General features: G+C 42.9%; 8 protein-coding genes. All 8 read right to left on the bottom strand.

Annotation, left to right across the window (positions count from 1 at the left end; genetic code table 11):
• Positions 1-48: 48 nt before the first annotated feature.
• The 8 genes from IPM71_02700 to IPM71_02665 all read right to left on the bottom strand — a co-directional run bounded on the left by IPM71_02700 (position 49) and on the right by IPM71_02665 (position 19,553).
• Entirely contained in the window at positions 49-1,689 is a 1,641-nt protein-coding gene (locus tag IPM71_02700; protein ID QQS51652.1) for a sodium/sugar symporter, read from the bottom strand.
• A gap of 105 nt (positions 1,690-1,794) precedes the next feature.
• Positions 1,795-4,533, bottom strand: coding sequence for a hypothetical protein (locus IPM71_02695; GenBank protein QQS51651.1), 2,739 nt, complete (start codon positions 4,531-4,533; stop codon positions 1,795-1,797).
• Positions 4,534-4,687: 154 nt separating this feature from the next.
• A complete protein-coding gene (gene bglX / locus IPM71_02690) occupies positions 4,688-6,937 on the bottom strand; it encodes a beta-glucosidase BglX (protein ID QQS51650.1) in 2,250 nt (749 codons plus the stop codon).
• Positions 6,938-6,985: 48 nt separating this feature from the next.
• Positions 6,986-10,330 (bottom strand): hypothetical protein, encoded by a 3,345-nt coding sequence (locus tag IPM71_02685; protein QQS51649.1) that lies wholly within the window; start codon positions 10,328-10,330, stop codon positions 6,986-6,988.
• Positions 10,331-10,369: 39 nt separating this feature from the next.
• A complete protein-coding gene (locus tag IPM71_02680; GenBank protein ID QQS51648.1) occupies positions 10,370-12,805 on the bottom strand; it encodes a beta-galactosidase in 2,436 nt (811 codons plus the stop codon).
• An 85-nt stretch (positions 12,806-12,890) separates the two neighbouring features.
• A complete protein-coding gene (locus IPM71_02675) occupies positions 12,891-14,942 on the bottom strand; it encodes an MFS transporter (protein ID QQS51647.1) in 2,052 nt (683 codons plus the stop codon).
• Positions 14,943-14,960: 18 nt separating this feature from the next.
• Positions 14,961-18,131, bottom strand: a complete 3,171-nt coding sequence (locus IPM71_02670; protein QQS51646.1) for a discoidin domain-containing protein — start codon at positions 18,129-18,131, stop codon at positions 14,961-14,963.
• A gap of 24 nt (positions 18,132-18,155) precedes the next feature.
• On the bottom strand, positions 18,156-19,553 hold the full coding sequence (locus IPM71_02665; protein QQS51645.1) for a Tat pathway signal protein: 1,398 nt from the start codon (positions 19,551-19,553) through the stop codon (positions 18,156-18,158).
• Positions 19,554-19,601 lie beyond the last annotated feature (48 nt).

Here is a 19,601-nt window from a genome sequence, read left to right as displayed (position 1 = left end):
TGAATATGAAGTTAAAAAAGCTATAAAAACTAATCAGTTCATTGGAACCTACCAGAAAACAACATATAGCACCACCAATATTATCAATAGGGCATAAGCAGCCACATTAAACACCTTGCTTGTTTCAAAAGTCTCGCGCAACAACGGAATGGCTTTAGCGTCATCATCGCCTTTGCCCGAGCTCAGCGATACAAACAAAATAATCACCACTGTGATAAGGGCAGTATAAAGCATTTGGTCGAGGAATGGCATTTCGATTTGCAGAAATTTTAAGGCTAGTGCTACGGGTATGGAAGCCAGCACACCAACAATAGCTCCGCGCACCGAGGTTTTTTTCCAGAACAATCCCATCAGAAATACCGATAGTATGCCCGGACTTACCAGTCCGGTATACTCCTGTATATATTGAAACATTTGTGGGATCGAACCCAATTTATTGGCCAGCGAAACGGCGATAATCAAGGCTGCCATTACCGAAATCCGTCCCACCCTTACAAGGCTTTTATCGGCTGCTTGTTTTTTTACCATGGGTTTATAAATGTCCATGGTAAAGATAGTGGCTGTAGAGTTCAGCATAGAGGCCAGCGAAGAAACAATTGCCGCTGCCAAGGCAGCTACCACCAGGCCTTTGAGTCCTGAGGGGATAAAGGTGCTTATCAGCCAGGGGTACGAGCGGTCGAAATCAATTCCACCCCCCGGTTTGGCAAAGGCATCCACTACACCAGCCACTTGGGCTGTGCCTTCGGGTTGGGCATAAAGTACATAAGCAATAATGCCTGGTATTACTACTATAAGTGGAATAATGAGTTTAAGGTAGGCCGCAAAGGCAATTCCTTTTTGCGCTTCGCGCAGCGATTTGGCTGCCAGGGCACGTTGTATAATGTATTGGTTAAACCCCCAATAGTAAAGGTTGGCTATCCACATACCGCCAATAAGCACGGCAATGCCAGGCAGATTCATAAACTCGGGATTGTCTTTCTTCAGTATCATGTGAAATTTCTCATCGGCTACCTGGTAAATGTGCGAGAGTCCCTCGAAAGTATTTCCCGATGGAGTGACGTGCTGCAGGGCAATAATGGTAGTAATCAACCCACCAATTACCAGAAGCACTACTTGTATTACGTCGGTCCAGGCTACAGCCGAAAGCCCACCCCAAAGCGAATAGGCGGCAGAGAAAAGGGCAAGGCAAATTATAAATAGCATCAAATGACTTCCATCGCCACTGCCCACAATGGTATCGAGGGCTTTGGCTCCGAGGTACAATACCGAGGTCAGGTTCACAAAAATAAACAGGCATATCCAAAATATGGCAAGAATTGTTTTTAAGGAAGTATTAAATCGTTTTTCGACAAATTCTGGGATGGTATATAAGCCCTGTCTAATGAAGATGGGTAGAAAATATTTACCAACGATAATCAGAGTAATGGCAGCCATCCACTCGTAGGATGCTATGGCCAATCCTACTGCAAAACCTGAGCCCGACATGCCGATAAATTGTTCTGCCGATATATTGGCAGCAATGAGTGAGGCACCAATAGCCCACCAGGGTAACGATTTGCTGGCCAGAAAGTAATCTTCTGCAGTTTTTTGCTTTCCTTTTGAGCGTGATACCCAAAAACCCACACTCAGAATAACCACTGCATAGGCTGCAAAGATGAGGTAATCGATAAGTTGAAAATCAGGGTTCATTAGATTGATTTAATAAGTTGAATTTTATTGGATACTAAGGCGTAAGATACTATTTTTTGTTGATTGGAGTTTTTTCTTTTCCATACGAAATAGATTTTTAATGGGTTAAATACCATCCTGCATTAAAAAATCAGTCAGGTTGATATCGTGTTCCAGCTCGAGTTTTTTGCGTAAGCGGTATCGGCCTATTTCAACTGCTCGTATGGAGATATTAAGCAAGTGTGCTATTTCTTTCGATGTAAAATTCATGCGCAGGTAGGAGCATAAGCGAATATCGTGATTGGTTAAGCGGGGATACTTCTCTTTTAACCGCTTAAAATAACCTTCTTGAGAAAGTTTTAGGTTATTTACAGCCATTTTCCACTCCCTGGTTTGTAGCTCGAGGCCTTGCGTAATATGGGCATCCATATTTTTAATAAACTTCGCAGGAACATTTCCTGGCGATTCTTGAAGTATCTGTATCTCCCTTTGCAGGTTTTCGAGGGTTTCATTCTTTTGAATCAGGTACCTTAGCGACAACATAAGTTCCACATTGGTGTTCTGAAGGCGATTTTCCAAAGAGGTTTGCTTGAGTTCAAATTCAATTAATTTTTTTTGTTTTTCCAGCTTGATATGAAAATACGCGTAGAATCCTCTGATAATAATCAAGACCAGCAGGAAATAGGAAACATAAGCCCAGGATGTAAGATACCAGGGAGGTTTGATTGTGAACACTAGCTTACATTGTGCAGCATCAACATCCGAAATAATTTCGAGATGATAAGTGCCTGGTTTCAAATGGTAATATCTTATTTCAGGAAAATTGGCAGGAATGAAATCCGCATCAATTTCATGAATACGGTATTTATAATTGGTGCCGGAAAGATCGATGGAGGAGGGGTCGGAAAAACTAAATGTCACGTTATTCATAAAATAGGGTACGCGCATGTCCTGAATATCTTCGCAATAGGTTATGCTTTTATTGCGGCCCTGGAAAAAGGCCTTACGCACCACAATTGATCTTAGAATTTCCTTTTCACGATCCACTGGCTCCTGAAGCAAGGCAAGTCCGTTTCGGTTCGAGATCAGGAAATCGGTAAAATTAATTGGCAATATTGCCAGATCCTGCCCTGGCAGGTTTCCTTCCACAAGATTATATTCGTTGACAAGGGTCGATTCAAATTCGAGTGAAAAACGAAACAATGCCAGCTTATTTCTATTCACAAACCAATACAGGTTTTTTTCGTGATGCACTATTTGCTGCGACTGTTTATATTCTCCCAGGGTTTTATTCAGGACATCAAATGGAACAATGCTGTCGTTGACATAGTCGTAAGTAAAAAACTCTACGCCTGTGGAGAATACAATCCGGTTATTTATTTTGAACACATCCGTAAGCCCCAATTTCCTTTTTAGTCGGGTATAGGATGCTGCCACCTGAACCGAATCGCGCGCTTCATTCAGTTTTAATCTGAAAATACCCTTTTGCGGATGCGAAACCCAGATATAGCCCAGATAGTCAATCTCAATATGCCGGCTGGGTTCATAAAAGCCTTCTAAACGATTGTGGTACTCCCACTTTCCGTTCCTGTCTTTTTTAAACGTGATTAGCCCGGTATAGGTGCCTTCAAGTAAAAGGTCGTCATAAGGTTTTATCGTCCATCCACCAGTAATCCCAGATATTTTCTCAATTTTATCATCTAGTATTTTGAAAGTGCCTTCGTTATGTCCGCAAAGAATTTCTCCATCGAATTGTGCGAGGGTCCATACCTGACCCTGACTGCGGGGAATAAACTTTAAGGGCGAAAAAGAAAGATTGCTGCCTTTTTGAGAAATATCCGTTCTGAATAGCCCATGGTTCGAGCCCAGGTACAAAGTCTGATTGTGCAAAAGTAACGAATAGATGGTACCCAGACTGCCTTCGGGAGTATTGTAATAAGTAATGTTCGATTGCTTACTGATATAGTTTGTCCCTTCATCGAGCCCTATCCATATTCCACCAGTATTAGTAGAATGAAGGGAGAGGACCGTATTGTTGCCTAAACCGTTGCCGTAATTATATTGTTGAAGTATTACACCTTTGTGGTTGGTAAGGATGATGCCATTCAAAATGCTGCCAAACACAAAAGAACTATCGTCTGGGGCAATAGCTGCATTGCAGCTATAACTTTGCAGAAATTTTGAAGCAGGCGAATCCCAATAAGTAAAATCTTTATTGCTGTATTTGAATATTCCCGACTTGTCAGTGCATATTAGAAAGGAAGTTGAATCAAATGATACAATGTCGTGAATTTTAACATCGATAAATACCTCACTGCCTTCTATAAACTGAAAAACTTCTTTTTGGTAAGTAAATAAGCCTTGATCGAGAACCTGGGCGATAAACTGGCCGTTAACCCGAAACATAAATATCATAAAACCTGGTACTTCAACTTTCCGAATAGTTTTGTAATTATAGATGTAAAGCGCTGTAAAAGATTGAAAGATAACCTCGTGATTGTATAAATGAATTTTCCATATCTCGTCGTTTTTGCTCACCAATACCGAATCGGAAAGCGGATGATACTCGTAGCGGCAATCATTATCCTGACTCCAATAACCAAAAGACTCAAACCCACCAGTGAAAATGACTCCGTTCGTATCGATCCTAACAGCCCTGATTTGTTTGGTTTCACTACTTTCGTGTCTTGAAAAAGCTAATCCATCGTATTGAAGCAAACCCTGGCTGGTGGCAAAATATGCAAACCCGTTTACAGAGTTTGTTTCGATGTCCCAGACCTGATCCTTTATCTGAAAACTATTGTGCAGAAAATTGATAATTTCTTCCTGTTCTCTTACCTGACCCGAAAGGCCTAAGGTTGCCATAATCAGAATAATTACAGACAACTTGAAAATGCAGGAAGGGAGTTTAACTAAACACATGAATGCGCAATTGTACCGAAAAGATAATAAATATTGACTTACCTGCTTGCATGGGAGGTAGGAATGCTTGAAAAAAGACATGGAATGCGCATTTGTGTTATTCTAGTTGTATTTTAGCCGACAGGCCTGAGGCAGAATCAGGACCCACGTATATCACAAAACTGCCTGGTTCTGAGGTGTAATTCATCTGAAGATCATAAAACTTCAAGTCATCGGCCGAAAGGTAAAATGTGATAGTTGTTGTTTCGTTCTTTAAGATATTTATCTTTTCAAATCCTTTCAGCTCTTTGAGTGGCCTGGTAACACTTCCTACTTCATCTTTTACATAGAGCTGAACAATTTCAGAGGCGGTGTAGGGGCCCTTATTTTCTATATCTACCGAAATTCTGACACTGTCGTTCTTATTAAACACAGTCTTGTCGATTTGAAGGTTTTTATATTCAAAATGGCTATAACTCAATCCATATCCGAAGGGATACAAAGGGCTATTGGGCGAATCGAGGTAGTGCGATTTATACCTGTCGGTTGGGTTATCGGCAGAAAATGGTCTGCCCGAGTTTTTTACATTATAATGTATTGGAATTTGACCCACATTTCGTGGAAAGGTCATGGTTAATTTTCCCGATGGTATGGCATCGGCAAACAGGAGATCGGCAATGGCATGGCCTGCTTGTGTGCCACCATACCAAGCTTCCAAAATGGCCGGGGCTTTATCGTGCAATTCTGAAATGGTGAGTGGGCGGCCATTGAATAAAACTACTACCAGCGGTTTGCCCAGTGCTATCAGCTGCCGTGCCAATTCCATTTGTACTCCGGGCAGTGATAAATCCGTGCGGCTGGCTGCCTCGCCCGACATATCTCTGCTTTCGCCCAAGGCCAATACAATGTAATCAGCCGAGCGGGCCACTTGCAAAGCTTCGTTAAAATCTTGCTGGGAAGAGCTTTTTACTTCGCAACCCCTGGCATGCTGAACAGAAAAGTGGTATTGTTCTGATTTTTCTTTTAAACCTTCCAGAAGGGTAATGCAATCCGCAGCTCTTCCAGCGGCCGACCAGGAGCCAAGCATATCTTCCTTCGAGTCGGCCAGTGGTCCGATCAGCGCAATCTTTTTTACATTTTTTGGTATAGGAAGAGTGTGCTTGCTATTTTTTAATAACACACAGCTTTCTGTGGCAAATTCGCGTGCAAATTTTTGCGATTGAGGGGTCATTAGTTCGTCTTTTTCGCGCTGGGCATTGCAGTATCGATATGGATCGTCAAATAAGCCGAGGGCATATTTTGCCAGCAAAATTCGGTTTACAGCTTCATCAATCTGGTCCATTGAAACTTTTCCGGACTCGAACGATTCTTTCAGGTATTTCGAATAAATTTCCGATTGTAAATCCATGTCAACTCCTGCCAGTAAGGCCAGCTCACCTGCAGAAATCGAGTCTTCAGCAACACCATGCGGAATAAGCTCGTAGATAGACGTATAGTCAGTTACTACAAAACCTTTAAACCCCCATTCGTTTCGGAGTAAATCGGTAAAAAGCCATTGGTTGGCTGTGGCAGGTACACCAGAAATTTCATTAAAAGAAGTCATTACCGTTCTGGCGCCAGCATCGAGGCAAGCTTTGTATGCAGGCAGGTAATATTCGTGGAGGCTCCTCTCTGACATATCTACGGTGTTGTAATCCCTTCCAGCCTGAGGTGCCCCATAGGCTGCAAAATGTTTTACACAGGCAAGAATTGTATTGTTGTCGCTAAGTTTCTCACCCTGAAATCCCTTCACCCTTGCTGCTCCTATTTTCCCAGCCAGCCAGGTATCTTCACCGGGGCCTTCTGCCACTCTGCCCCAACGTGGGTCGCGCGAAATATCGATCATGGGCGCAAAGGTCCAGTTGATACCTTCAGCACTGGCTTCAGTGGCAGCTATCCGGTCGGATTGCTCAATGGAAGATAAATTCCAGCTGCAGGATTGTGACAAGGGTATGGGAAAAATGGTGCGATGACCATGAATTACATCGAAGCCGAAGAGCAAGGGTATACCCAGACGAGTGTGCTCAACTGCCAGCTTTTGTAATTCGGAAGTATACCCTACGGTGTAGGCATTTAATACAGCGCCCACTTTGCCCTCTTTCACCTGTTGCCTCAGGTTTTCGCTTATCTTGGGGCCTGTAATATCGAATCCTGCACCCAATAAGTTAAGCTGGCCGATTTTTTCATCTATGGTCATTATTTTTAGCAACGAATCGACCTTTTGCTGATTGTTATGATTGCCACTTAGCGGATTCTCTTTTGTGTGGCATGCTGTTAAAAGAATGCAGTAAATGGCAATGAAGCCTATAATGAGGGAATGTTTTTTCATATAACTTAATATTTTATTAAATCATTTGTTTTGAAATCTGTTGTGCCATTACAAGAAAATTTCAATGGTGTTATCGCTTTGCTTCAGCAAGGAAATAAAATCCGAAAGCAGAATGATTGCACCTCCATGACGATATGCATTTTCCTGGTAGCCAAAAGGCAATAATCGCTCGTTTACAAGGATGGATTTCGGACTATGGGTGCTCTCCTTCACATTGTATTTAATTTCTACCTGACGGGTCATAAAATCCAAAGTGGCTGATAATCCATCCATTGATAAGGGTAAAACCGGATCGAAGACCACATACTCAAATTCAATTCGGATACCAAGCAGTCGGGTCACTATCATGCTCACATAAATACCAGGACCACTGCTGTAGATCCTCCATCCGCCTTTGAGGGTAATGTTTCCAGTTTTTATTGCGTCGTAACGCACATCAGCCTCGTAACGACTTTTAAAGCTTACGTCAGAACTGCTGTAATAGCAATTTGCCTGGCGAATATCTCCACAGGGTACTATCTTTTTATAATCAACCGGAATGGCTTGCCTGAGCGCTTTGACAAATGCATCGGCATTGCCCAAACGGGCCTGCGATTCGGCATAGCGGATATGCTCGTGGATATACATAAGCCCTATTTCGCGACCAAAAAAAGTGCTGCTTTCTGCTCTTTGAAATATGGTTTGAAGTCCTCCTTTGTATGGAAGTGGGCGGTCCATCAATCTTGCTCCATCGGGCCCTTTCAGATACTGGTCGATGATACTTTGGTGAGATTTTGCCTGTTTTTCGGTAAATAGTTCGCTTATGATTCCCCGGTTCATGGGAAGTATACTGTACTTAATACCGGTCCGGGTATCGCTCGGATGAAGTAAAAGACTTATGCTGCCATCTTCTTCTAACAACCCATAACCGGCAACCACACCTTCTTTCATAAGGTGCTTATTAAAGTCGATTTTAATTCTTTCACAAATTACATTGAGTTCGGTTGCCTTAGGCTCGTCTATTTTTTCAAGAATTTTGCTGTATTGTCTAAACGATTGGTAATTCATCTCAACCGTCCAGCTCGATATCAATCGTTCAGCTAATTCTCTGCTTACAGGCTGGAGCGAATCGTTCCAGTCGCCGCCGCCAAACGGAACAAAGGCAGTACCCGGTAAGAACGAATGCACAATCATCTGTATCAGCCGGTCCACATGCTCACGAATGGTGAAGAATTCAGCTTTCGATTTATCCCCTTCAAAATAGAAGGGAACTATATCGTCGAGTATGCTGTAATCGCCGGTGATTTTGATGTAATCGCTAAGTGCGATGATAACCCAATAAAATACATCGCCATGCGAATCGTGCGCCCGGATGGAGGAGTAGCTGTCGAACATCCACCATTGTGGCCATCCACCATCAGGATTCTGATTGGAAAATATCGTGTGCAACACTTGTTTTGCCTCATCGTATTTTCCCATGGTCAACAACAAGTCTATCGGTCCCTGCGACACATCGCGTGTACCCCAGGCAGCACCGCTAAATTGTTCCAGGCCATATGGAGTCAGGAAATGAATAAGTGCATTCATTCCATACCAGGGAAGTATTTCATTGATAGCAGCAATGTCGGGGTGCAAACTTTTCAGTTCGAGGTTCAAACTCAATTCCTTCCAACTATATTGTGCACTTCTGCAATCAGCATCAAATCGGGAGTCAGCATCTTTTAGTTCCGTTAATTCAGAAGAAGAAACTACCTCCGCAATAAAACTCATGCAAAAAGCAAAGGTTTCTTCCACTTTAAGAACAAATAGAGCACAGCTTTTTTTTTCTGGATGTGGAGGGATTAGCATCATTTCCTGATTGGCAAAAAGACATTGCGGAATACTATTGACCAGAATTCGGAAATGAGCTTTTGGAAATTTTTGTGTAATCATAGTCCCTATCCCTGGCGTTGCGATGTATTCGTTTTTAGAATTGCCTTGCGAGATATTCCACCAACTCAGTTCATCAAAATCGTGCGTAATCATCAACTTCACTTTTTCGCCGCTTAACACATGAAAGTCCATATTTACGCGTGGTGCAGATTTTGAAGTCCATGTGCGAACCTGGAAGCTCCGGTTACCCGATTTATAAATCCAACGGCAGTGGTTTAGTCCCATTTCGAATGCCGAAGGAACTCCAAGCAATGTCCATTGGCCATCGATCTCCACAAAGATTCTTTGCCCCGATTCGGTATTCAGATTAAACTGACTGGTACAAACCGAAAGCAGCACATTAAAATTGGTATTGCCCTGGGTGAGATGCGAATTGAATACGCCAAAGGCATAAGCTGTGGTTGAAACAATGTTTTCGTCGGGAGAAAACCCCGATTTAGCTTGCATAATATGACCATGAGGCCTGTCGACAAGCGATTCTTTGGCCCGTAGAACTACATGGTTGTTTTCTTTACAAAAGAATGAAAACAGTTGGCCCTCTTCTATTTCGGTATGGCGTCTGTTGGTACCAAAGTAACGATCCAACTCTTCTTCCGTAAGGTCGTCGACTGTTAAAAACGAAGCGTTGCTGAAACTGTTTTTTGCGGGAATCATTTTGCTTTTCAGATCATGTACTAAAGCATTGTCGGTAAATTCTTGTATAAGCCCAGGCAGAATTTTTAAATCGTCGGGCGAGGAAGCCTTTGGATGATCTGCCTGGTAACTACCAATGAAAATACTGGAATGCTGCGCTCTGCCTTTCAGTATAAAAGGTTTTTCTTGCAGCGCCACAATGGACGATTCTCCGGCCAGGTTTCCGCCGAGCTTTTCTATTAGCATGGCCTCAGGAATGCCTGTTTCGCGATAAGTTTTGCCGTAAAACTGCATGCCATCTGTGCATCCGGCAATGGCGCCATTGGGGCAGGCAATCATCGTCCAGGGATTGCCGGTAGGCTCTTTCATATTTTGTCGGCAACAAATTACAGCTCCGTAATTGGAATCTTCAAAAACAAGCCTCTCGATATATTGACTTACATAATACTCGTTGGTTAAACCATTGGATATTTGTTTTAACCCAATATCCTGCAGATAGAACAGGTCGAGCTCAATAGATTTTTCGGTGGTATTGGTAATTTCTATATGCCATTGCCAGCTCATACTTTCTTTCGAAAGCTGCAGGGTGCAGAAATAATCCAACTCATTCCACCGGCCCTTGGCAAAGAAGGTATTTTCTTTTATACCAACGATGCTGTTGCTTTCAGGGCCGGTAAGTGCAATGTATTTGTATGGCTTATTTCTTTTTCGCAGAAAAATATTTGCTCCTGGTTTGGAGAAAGGAGTGGATGATTTAAGGCTTATCCGGATGGGTTCGGCCTCAATGTGTTTGATTGAGCCGTTGGCAAGAAATTCGACAGCCAGCCCGGATGAATTTTTTATTTTCATTCAAGTAGGGATTAAATACAGGTTTTAGGTTAGAAGAAATTATACACTCATCTCTATGCATAAAGTCATTTCTTTTTCGTGATGATGCATATAGGTTAATACCGCACGCTTGCCATAGTGTGTAATCTTTAAGGGAACACCATCGAGTGTAGCGGATTGAAACTTGTTTACTCCGGGGCCCTCAAACACCAATTCTCCCGGAAGATCACGATTGCCATACAAACTAATCTGAAGCTGATTGATTGTTTGTTTAATCTGGAGAATATCAGAAGTGCTGTGAAGGATGGCAATGTCTTCTTCAATCTTCTGGCACACCGGTGTGAGTATTCCATAAAGTGCTGGCAAGGGCATATCGTTCTGAAAATATGGAATTGTAACCGATTCGCCATTTCCGGGATGGGTGTAGCTTACTTTCACTCTATGCTCTTCGTTGTAATAATTTGCTACAAAAAGCATTGCGTGGCCTTCGTCCGAAAAACGCTGGCGCACAGCAATATTCTCGTTGCTTGCGGTGATCTGGCGAAGCTTTGCTCCAGACAAAGACAGTAGCGCTTCATAAACCGGTTTATGCCCTTCTGTGTCGAAACCCATCCAGGTACCCAGGTGTGTGAGAGTGCCCTGGCCGAGTTTTTTTGTAAACCCGCAGGCTGTGCCTCTGATGGTACGGGCAATAATTTCGGCACCGGCCAAGGATTCAACCGTAAAAACACTCTGCGGATTAGCGCATTTGATGTCTTGAAGGCCAAATACGTCGATTAAAGGCGAATCGATACTTTCTGTACCCGAAGGCGATATGGCCAAAGCATCGCGAATAATGGTGCAGGGTTCTTGTGTCATCTGGCGATCGGGCAGGTAGGGGAATAGTACCAGATTGCCACCTTTATTTGTATAGTCTACCAGTGTTTGTTGGCTACCGGCATTCATTTCGTCGGTGCTAAAAGCCCAAAGCTGTTTGTATTGCTTTAACTCATCTGCCGAAACCTTACTCAGGTCGGCCATGTCGTAGTCGATATTCAGGACCTGCAATACTTTCAATAAACCATCGAAATAGGCCGGACGACGGATGGATGAATAATTAAACACCAGATTGCATGCCTCTGAAACAGGACGCTCCAGTTCTGTGGCATAATAAGGAGGATAAAACAGCACACAAACCTCGGCTTTGCGTTTTGCATTTACTATTAGTTCTTCCGATGTATTAATTATTTTACTCATGCGTTTAACCAGTGGAAAGGCATTGGTTCGCTGCCCCTCGGGTGTAAGGGGATTAAACCAATAAAAAGTCGATCCGGAATAGCCTGTGTGCCTGGTGTTTCGCCCTTGCGAAAACATATAATAGTTCCATCCGGTCAATCCATTGGCTACACTGGCTTTATAAAAAAGCTCCATCTCGCGAGGATTGGTTACCACATGGTATTCGCGCGAACCACACTGAAATTCTGCCGCAAACAAGGGCTTATTGCCTTGCATAGCAGATGTAATGTCGTTGATAATACGGTCGTCGTGCATGTTGCGGTAAGAGAGGAACTCGGGAATATGATCGACACCAAAGATGATTTCGCTTTTCTCCTCATACAAATCTTCGTACATGGTAATATTTACCGGAAATTCATAACCGTTTCCATAAATCCAGCCTGGCAGATTATGGTAAAATGGAACCTCAACACCCCTTTCTCTGGCCCAACGCGTGAGCATTCTCAGGTAATCGCCAAAATAGGTTCGCCAGAAACGATGCCATTCATAATCTCTGCTTCGATCAGCTTTTGAAGTAAAAGGATGGCGCCCGTCGGGGGGAAGTTCAATTTGTGAGAAGTTGCTGTAATGGGTTCCCCATAAGCTATTGATGTCATCCAGGGAAGTATACTTTCCTTTCAAATAGTTTTGAAAACGGTCTTTCACTTCTTCACAATAGTCTGCCTGGTGTGCTAACCAGGGGAATACACCAATTTCGTTGCAGATCTGCATCATGATTATTGGGCCTCCGGCAGATTGTTGGTATTGGCCGATTAGGGGCATAATCTGATCGTACCAAAGGCTAACCTTTTCGAGGTATACAGGTTTAAACAAGCTTACACCATCGCTTGGAAAAATTTCTCCTTTGCTGTTGCGCATTTTTACCTCTTCGCGGTGTTTTTCCATAAACCAATCGGGAAGTCCGGCACCACGGAATTCGGCCAGAATAAAGGGTCCTGGTTTTACAATGCAATTCAGACCATGAGACTGGCATAGTTTAAACCAGCCAATCAGATTTCGTTCAGGACTGGTATTGCCCTCGAAATCGAAAACGCCTTCCACCGATTCGTGAAATGCCCATGGAATGTATGTACTTACTGTGGTTAAACCTGCCTCTTTGGCTGCTTTCAGATGTGTTTCCCAAAGATATTGCTTAATTCTGAAATAGTGTATCTCTCCCGAATTCAGGAAAACTTTTTTATTGTCGAGGTAAAAGTTATTTTCTTTAATGGTGAATTTCATTTCTGGAAGCATTTAAATATTTATTATTGATTTTTGCTAAAACAACTCTTTTGGGCTTTAGCTCAGTTGTAATTTAAAAAGGGTCTTATTCTTTGCTTTGTTCTAAATTTCTTTGTTTTAATAAGTCTTTAATTTCATGTGAGCGCTTCTCGGTGAGTGAATACCTGAGAACAAAAAATACCGAAAAGATGCTCAATACCAGGGGTAATCCTATTTCAACTATCCTCATCATTAAAAGGGTATAAGGCGATTGTTGTGTGAGCTTTACCATTTTGGTTTCAATCCGGGCCAATTCATTGTCTAACATGCCTAAAGGAATATTTGTACGAAGTGAAGCTAACTTTTTGTCTATCTCCAAGCTTTGTTGTAGAATAGTTTTGAAGTGATCATCACTTTTATTTGTTTCAAGCGATTTGGCTTCGAGGTGTGCCATAAGCTCAAACGAATTCATCCTGGCTTTTTCCAGCTTGGGCTGAAGTATCAGAGGGATTGCCGCATGGATGGTAACCAAGCTTGTATCGTTGATCGGAGCATCTTTCTCAGGCAATTGTTTGCGAAGGGTTTCCAAATCTGAAAGGGTGACTTTTGTAGAAGAAATTGTTTCAGCCAATTTATTTTTTCGCTGGTTTTTATACTGTGCCACTTGCTGATAGTCTTCGTCTTGCTTTTTTACTTGTTCTTTTTCGAGGTAAATAAGGTACTTTTGCGATTCGTCAATGGCATCTGAAAGCTGTTGGCGTGTGTCTTCAAGCTGTATTGTCGGCGAATCCACAACGCTTGCATTTCCATTCCATGATTGAACCATGGTTCTAAGCTCCCTGATGTTCCCCTGCAAACCATCAACTTTGGTAACCTGGGTCTCGTCGAAAAGCGTAAGCACAATCAGCGCACCTGCAACAAAACTTGCGAGGGCAGTTCCCATTTTAATAAACCACCAAAAAACAGAGTAAAAGCTTCCTTCGGAGCGGTTACCGGTTTTTAATTCATCCTCATCGCAAATGTCACCTACCATCGAAGACCCTAATGTGAAGAAGAAAAGCATACCAATGGAAAGAAGTACAGTGGGGATAATGATTAAATAGGGATAGGATGGATTGTAGCAGACAATTTTTGATAATTGCGCCAAAATCATGAGTAAAATGGCAATGGAGAGTGTTTTTCTCTTACCAAGTTTCGGGCTGATCCAGTTTAAGGGAAATACTGCCAGCACACCGGTTATGGCCCAGACAGTGCCATTGATACCAAGCAGAGTGGCTCCAGCTACTTTATCGCCTCCATAGATGTAAAAAATGGGGATGTAGGACCCGAGCAAACTGACGAAGTTAAACCCCATGGCCAGTGTAAATATAGTCAGCGTCAGCATGATAAAGTTTTTGTTGGTGGCTGTGCGCTTCATGTCTGTCCAGAAGGGTGTTTTTTCCTGAGTGGCAACTTTCTTGAACCCAGGTTCGCGCAATTTAAAAAACCACCAAAAAGAAAGAGGTATGAGCATTGCCGCAATAATGAGCGAGACATAACGCATACCGTCCATTTCATTGCCTCCGGGGCCTTTAAATATTTCCATACTGGCTAATGCAAAAAGCCAGGGGGTGCTCATGGCAAAAAGGTTACCAACAAAGCTCTTGGCACTGAAAAGGCGTGTTCGTTCATGGTAATCGGTGGTCATTTCCATACCCAGAGCACCATGAGGGATTTCGAAAAGGTTAACAGCGGTAAAAAAAATCAGAAGCGATATTAGTATGTAGATTAATTGAAAGGTCTCGTAACCGCTGTCAGTGGGGAACCAGGTCCGCACCATTTCGCCCTTAGGTATCCACCAGATGACTACAAATGATACGGCTACTGCGATGCCTCCAATTAGCAGAAAAGGTCTCCGCCTGCCCCAGCGTGTGCGGGTATTGTCGGAAAAGTGGCCAATAATAGGATCGGAAAGAGCATCCCATAAACGGGGCACAATTAATATGGTGCCAAGCCAGAACGCACTCAACCCCAGACTTATGTTCCCCATGAGCCCTACAAGAATGCCGGCAATATTGAATAGGGCAATCGGAATGATTCCGCCAGCACCGTAAGCCGCCAATTGCGAAAACCTTATGCTGTCTTTAGTTTTTGTGACTTTGGGTGTGACTGGTTGCATATTCGAATTGCAAAAAGGTTAGTAATAAATGATTATATCGGCCGGAAACTCTGAGATGCTAATCTCTTTTGCTGTAAACTCCTTTATCTCTGTGCCGTTCACCGTAACTTTTTTTGGCATTTTCGATCCGTTGAAGTTTCTTATTTTAATACCATTGGCAGGTAATTTCAGATTTCCATAAATTGTAAAGTGGTAATTATTGTTTTCTTTCTTAATGGCATAAGAAACATCGCCATAATAGGTAGGTAAGTTTTCGACCGACATACCCTCCGGTGCGTCAATCCAATCCTGGTACAAGGCCGATGCCAACACAAGCGATTGGTCGTATTCGTTCTCATACACAAACATCGACCGAATGGCATTAATAAAATCGCTTCCTACCCAGGTGTGCGGCATGTCGCCAATAAAACCAGGGAAACGTTCATCATTCCATACTACTTCTGCCCAGTGGTTCCAGCCCTGCGGACGCTGGTCGCTAAGAAAGAAATCAATTAGCTCATGGGCTCTTTCGGGTTGATCTAAAAAGATGAATGACCCTATTAATCTGTTTTCGTATGGTGTATAGTTTACCCACTCGAGCAGACCATCACGTCTGCCGGTAAAGAATTTGTAATAGCGGTCGAAAGTGTTGTATACCTGCGGTTTGGGTAAATTGCCATATTCGTTGCAAGGGGTAAGGGCAATGGTAGTGGAGGTAGCATCAAAATCGCCCAATTCCACGCAACCTGGCAGGTAATCGATTTTTCTGGTTTGCATGGCCAGATGCAGCGAATTGTATAAGTTTTCCCGGAAGGTGTCGCGAAGCTTAACAATGTGCTCATAATTCTCACTATTACCTAGAATATTCTGAATTTCTGCGGCATCTTTTAATCCTTTCATCGTAAAAAAGTTGTCCCAGTAAGAGTGCATAGGTTTGGCCGAATACCCTTCGTGACTGATCGACTCCGGCACAAGTCCATAGTATGCCCTGATACTGTCGTTTCCGTTTTTAAAGTGGTCTGTGGACCGCTCGGCGACAAGCAACTCGATGTAATCGACCGCTTTTAATACATACTCGTTTTTCGACCTTAGAAAAGCAGTATCATGCGTAAAGTTGAAGTATTCGCGTATTAAGTAGATTAATTGTCCATGGCTGTCGTGCTCAGGAACAGGGTCTGGTCCCCTGAAATCGACCACGCAGGGCACTTTGCCATTCTCGTATTGGTGCACAGCATACCAATCGATAAAATCTTTTACTTCCGGCACAATGCCTGATTTTAGCAAAGCAGATGAGGTTAAGGCCCCATCGCGTATCCAGCTTCTTTCGTAGGAGCGCGATCCTGGTTGAATTCCAGCCTTATCGCGGTTAATTAAAATATAAACCAGATTCGATTGATAGGTTTCTATAATCCTTTTGGCCGAAGGAGGTAAATTGAATTGAATGTGATCGACTTTAGATTTCCAGAATTTATTCGAACTTAAAAAACTTGCAGAATAATTCGTGTCTAAAGATTCTTTTGTACTGGCTTCCTGGCTATAAAAAGGTACAGCCACAAAAAGTTCGGTGGTTTCGCCAGCTGCAAGTTGCATGGTGTACTTCACCACCCCCGTCGCCAAAGCGGCAGCATCGGTGGCTGAATCGGAAAGGGGCATTTTTTTGTTCAGAATTAGTTCAACAGGGTTACCCTCATCAAAGGCTGCCGCCCCAAAATCATCGTATTTTTTTTGGAAAAATATTTGTTTGGCATCGACAGAAATACTGTTCTCACCTTCACTGATGGTGTTTATTTTACCGGCACCTCCCGGATGATTCAGAAACTGGTACGATGGGTTGACCTGATAGGGTCTGATTAAAAGATAGAATTCAAAATCCTGGGTTTGGGAGGAATGGTTTGTAAAAGAATACCGGATATTGAGTTGCGAGTTTTTATTCGCCTCTCCAGTACTTGTAACTCCAGTTTCGAAGCTTAGCTGGTTTATTTTCCAGCTTACGCTGGGTATAAACGAAAAGCTATTTGGATCTTCCTGAGTTCCCAGTGTTGGTGTGGTGTTAACATTGTTCCAGGAATAAATTGAATCGCCAATTTTCAAAAGAGGTTCAATGGAAAAAAGTCCTTTGTCTACCTCAACCATTCCATCGGCGTTAATCATAGCCTCCTTGGTATCGTTGTTAACCCCGGCGATTGTCCAATAAGAGGCTTGCTGCGTAAAATAGCGGGGAAAACTTCCTGCCGGGGAATTTTTTGCAGCATAGGCGAGGAAATCGTTTTTGTGAAGCGATTCCTTGATATTCAGGAATTTTAATTCGCGTATGCCTATTCCATTTGAGTGATTTGCTTCCTTAAAAACAATTTTGAGATACCTGCACTCAGCTTCCGGAAGCCTGATAAAACTAATATTGCCCTGGTTCAAAGCTACCGAATAGACATTTATCCAACTTGCAGCATCGTCCGAGAGAAGAATATCGTAACTACGGGCAGAATTACCCTCCAACCAGTCAATTTGGATTCCACCAAACTCCCTTTTGGTTTTAAAGTCAACAAGAAGATGCTGGTTTTCTATTTTACTACTGTACCAAAAGGTATTAGCAGATTTGTCGGCAATTAAAGCAGGCAAATGGTTTTTCTTGAATGATGTGGCCGAAAAAGATGGTGCGGGGTAGCTTTGTGTTTCAGGAGGCAGTGGTTCGAATTTAAAATCATCGAGCCAAATGGTTCCTTTACCACCCGCAAAAGAGGCTATGGTAAATTCTATCCGATCAACGCGCGATAGATTATGATTGGAAGCAGGGCCCCAGGCAAAACTGATGTGCCTTTTTTTTATGTGTACCTTTTTCCATTCTGTAGGGAAATCGTAATTGCGGTTGCTCACCCACCAGACATTGTCGCCCGATGCATCGGCAAATTTTATTTCGAAATTGTTTGAGGGTGATTCTGCTTTCACATAAAAAGTAAACTCATAATTTTCAGGTAAATCAATCGGAAAGAGCTTTTGTATACCTCCATAGCCGGTTCCTTTTGTAAAATCATAATCGAAACGGATGGCATTTCCATTTACCCCGTTTTCGTTCGACAAACTAAGTTTCACCCCATCGGATTGAATGAAGTACCATCCGTCTTTGTTTTCAAACTCATCGAGTGTAATTATTTGGCCGCAAACTATTTGAACGGTAAAAAGTAAGATTATCAATATTGAATTTATTGATCGCATGGCAAATCTCATTACTCTGATAGATTATTTTATGTATTCGAATCCAAGTATTTTCAGGCCATTTTGTATCACAGGATCAGGCATGACATAATTCCAGACAAGTCCTGTTCTGAAGTTCTCAATCATAATAAGCATTGGGCCCTGATCGATGCCGATATAATCGTTATTCACCCAGTTGGCAGTGGGGTTAAACGAATCGAGGTAGCCATATTTGCCCCAGATTTTATGTCCATATTTTGCATTGAGCGATTTGATGGTGGGCAATACAATTTCAGGGGCAAAGGGCAGCGATGATATCGGACCATAAGGAGCAATAGTGCCATCATCGTGGTAATTATGGTCGGGACCACTGGTGCCCCTGCCGGCATAGCCAATGAATTTATAGTTGCCGAAATTGTATTGTTCGCCCGGACCGTCTGAGGCAGTTATTCCCCAGCAAAGCGAATCGTAACCAACCCAGCCTTTCGGATTGTCGATGGCGTATTGCCGTTGTACATAGCTTGCACGCCTGGAATTTTCGAAATAGTCAATTCCTTTTTCTTTCATGTAGGCATCTGCCAGTCCGCGGTAGTCGATAAAAGCTTGCGAGAACTGATGACCAAACAAGGGAGGAAAAGCTACATGCGACAGACCTTCGTAGGGAGTTTCCCATTGATAGCCAGCGAGCCATGCATCGTAACTTTGAGTAACGTTTTTCATACCTGTGCCGGCTGCCAGCACATAAAGAAATAGCCCCTCGTTGTAACCACTCCAACCAAAATCCAATAAGCCACCCTCAGGCGACCAGGCCATGGAAATGGTGTTTGGATGCTTGCTACCGGGAGGCATCAATAAAAAGTCCCATTCTATTTTTGCCAGCAGGGCTGCAGAAAGAAGCCTAATCTGGTTTTCCGTTTCGTTGTTTTGGTGGTAATAGTTACGGGCAAAGAGAATGCCCATCATCAATAAACCGGTATCGATCGACGATAGCTCGCAATTCCACTCGCGGGTACCCGAATTCATTCGCAGAAAATGATAATAAAAGCCTTTGTAGCCAGTAGCATTGGTATCGGCACTTTGCACCGAATGTGTGAAGAACTCAAGCATCTTCAGAGTGATGTCTGCTCCTTCTTCCCTCGAGATCCATTTTCTTTCGACACCTATGGCAAAGCAGGGTATTGCAAAACCTGTTGCTGCAATGCTGGCTGGTGCCCAGGGTGCCGCGCGGTCTTTTACAATCCCTTTTTCAGGGTGATGCTCATGCATAAAGTAAAGGAATGTTTTATACTGAATCGAATCGAGCATTAATTCCTCATCGGCTGTGATGGGGTAATCAATCTTTCCGAACGATTGATAGGTATCTTTACTCGATTGTTTGCAGCCGGTTCCGGTTGAAGTAGCAGCAAGTAATATCAATAAAAAAAACTTTAACTGATTTTTCATTTTCATTTATTTTCAAGTTATGCACTGAGCGACAATGATTTAAGAATT

The sequence above is a fragment of the Bacteroidota bacterium genome (genome assembly GCA_016699695.1).
Classification (GTDB): domain Bacteria; phylum Bacteroidota; class Bacteroidia; order Bacteroidales; family UBA10428; genus UBA10428.
The sequence above is the reverse complement of the archived record's forward strand: the minus strand, read 5'-3'. Positions and strand labels throughout refer to the sequence as shown.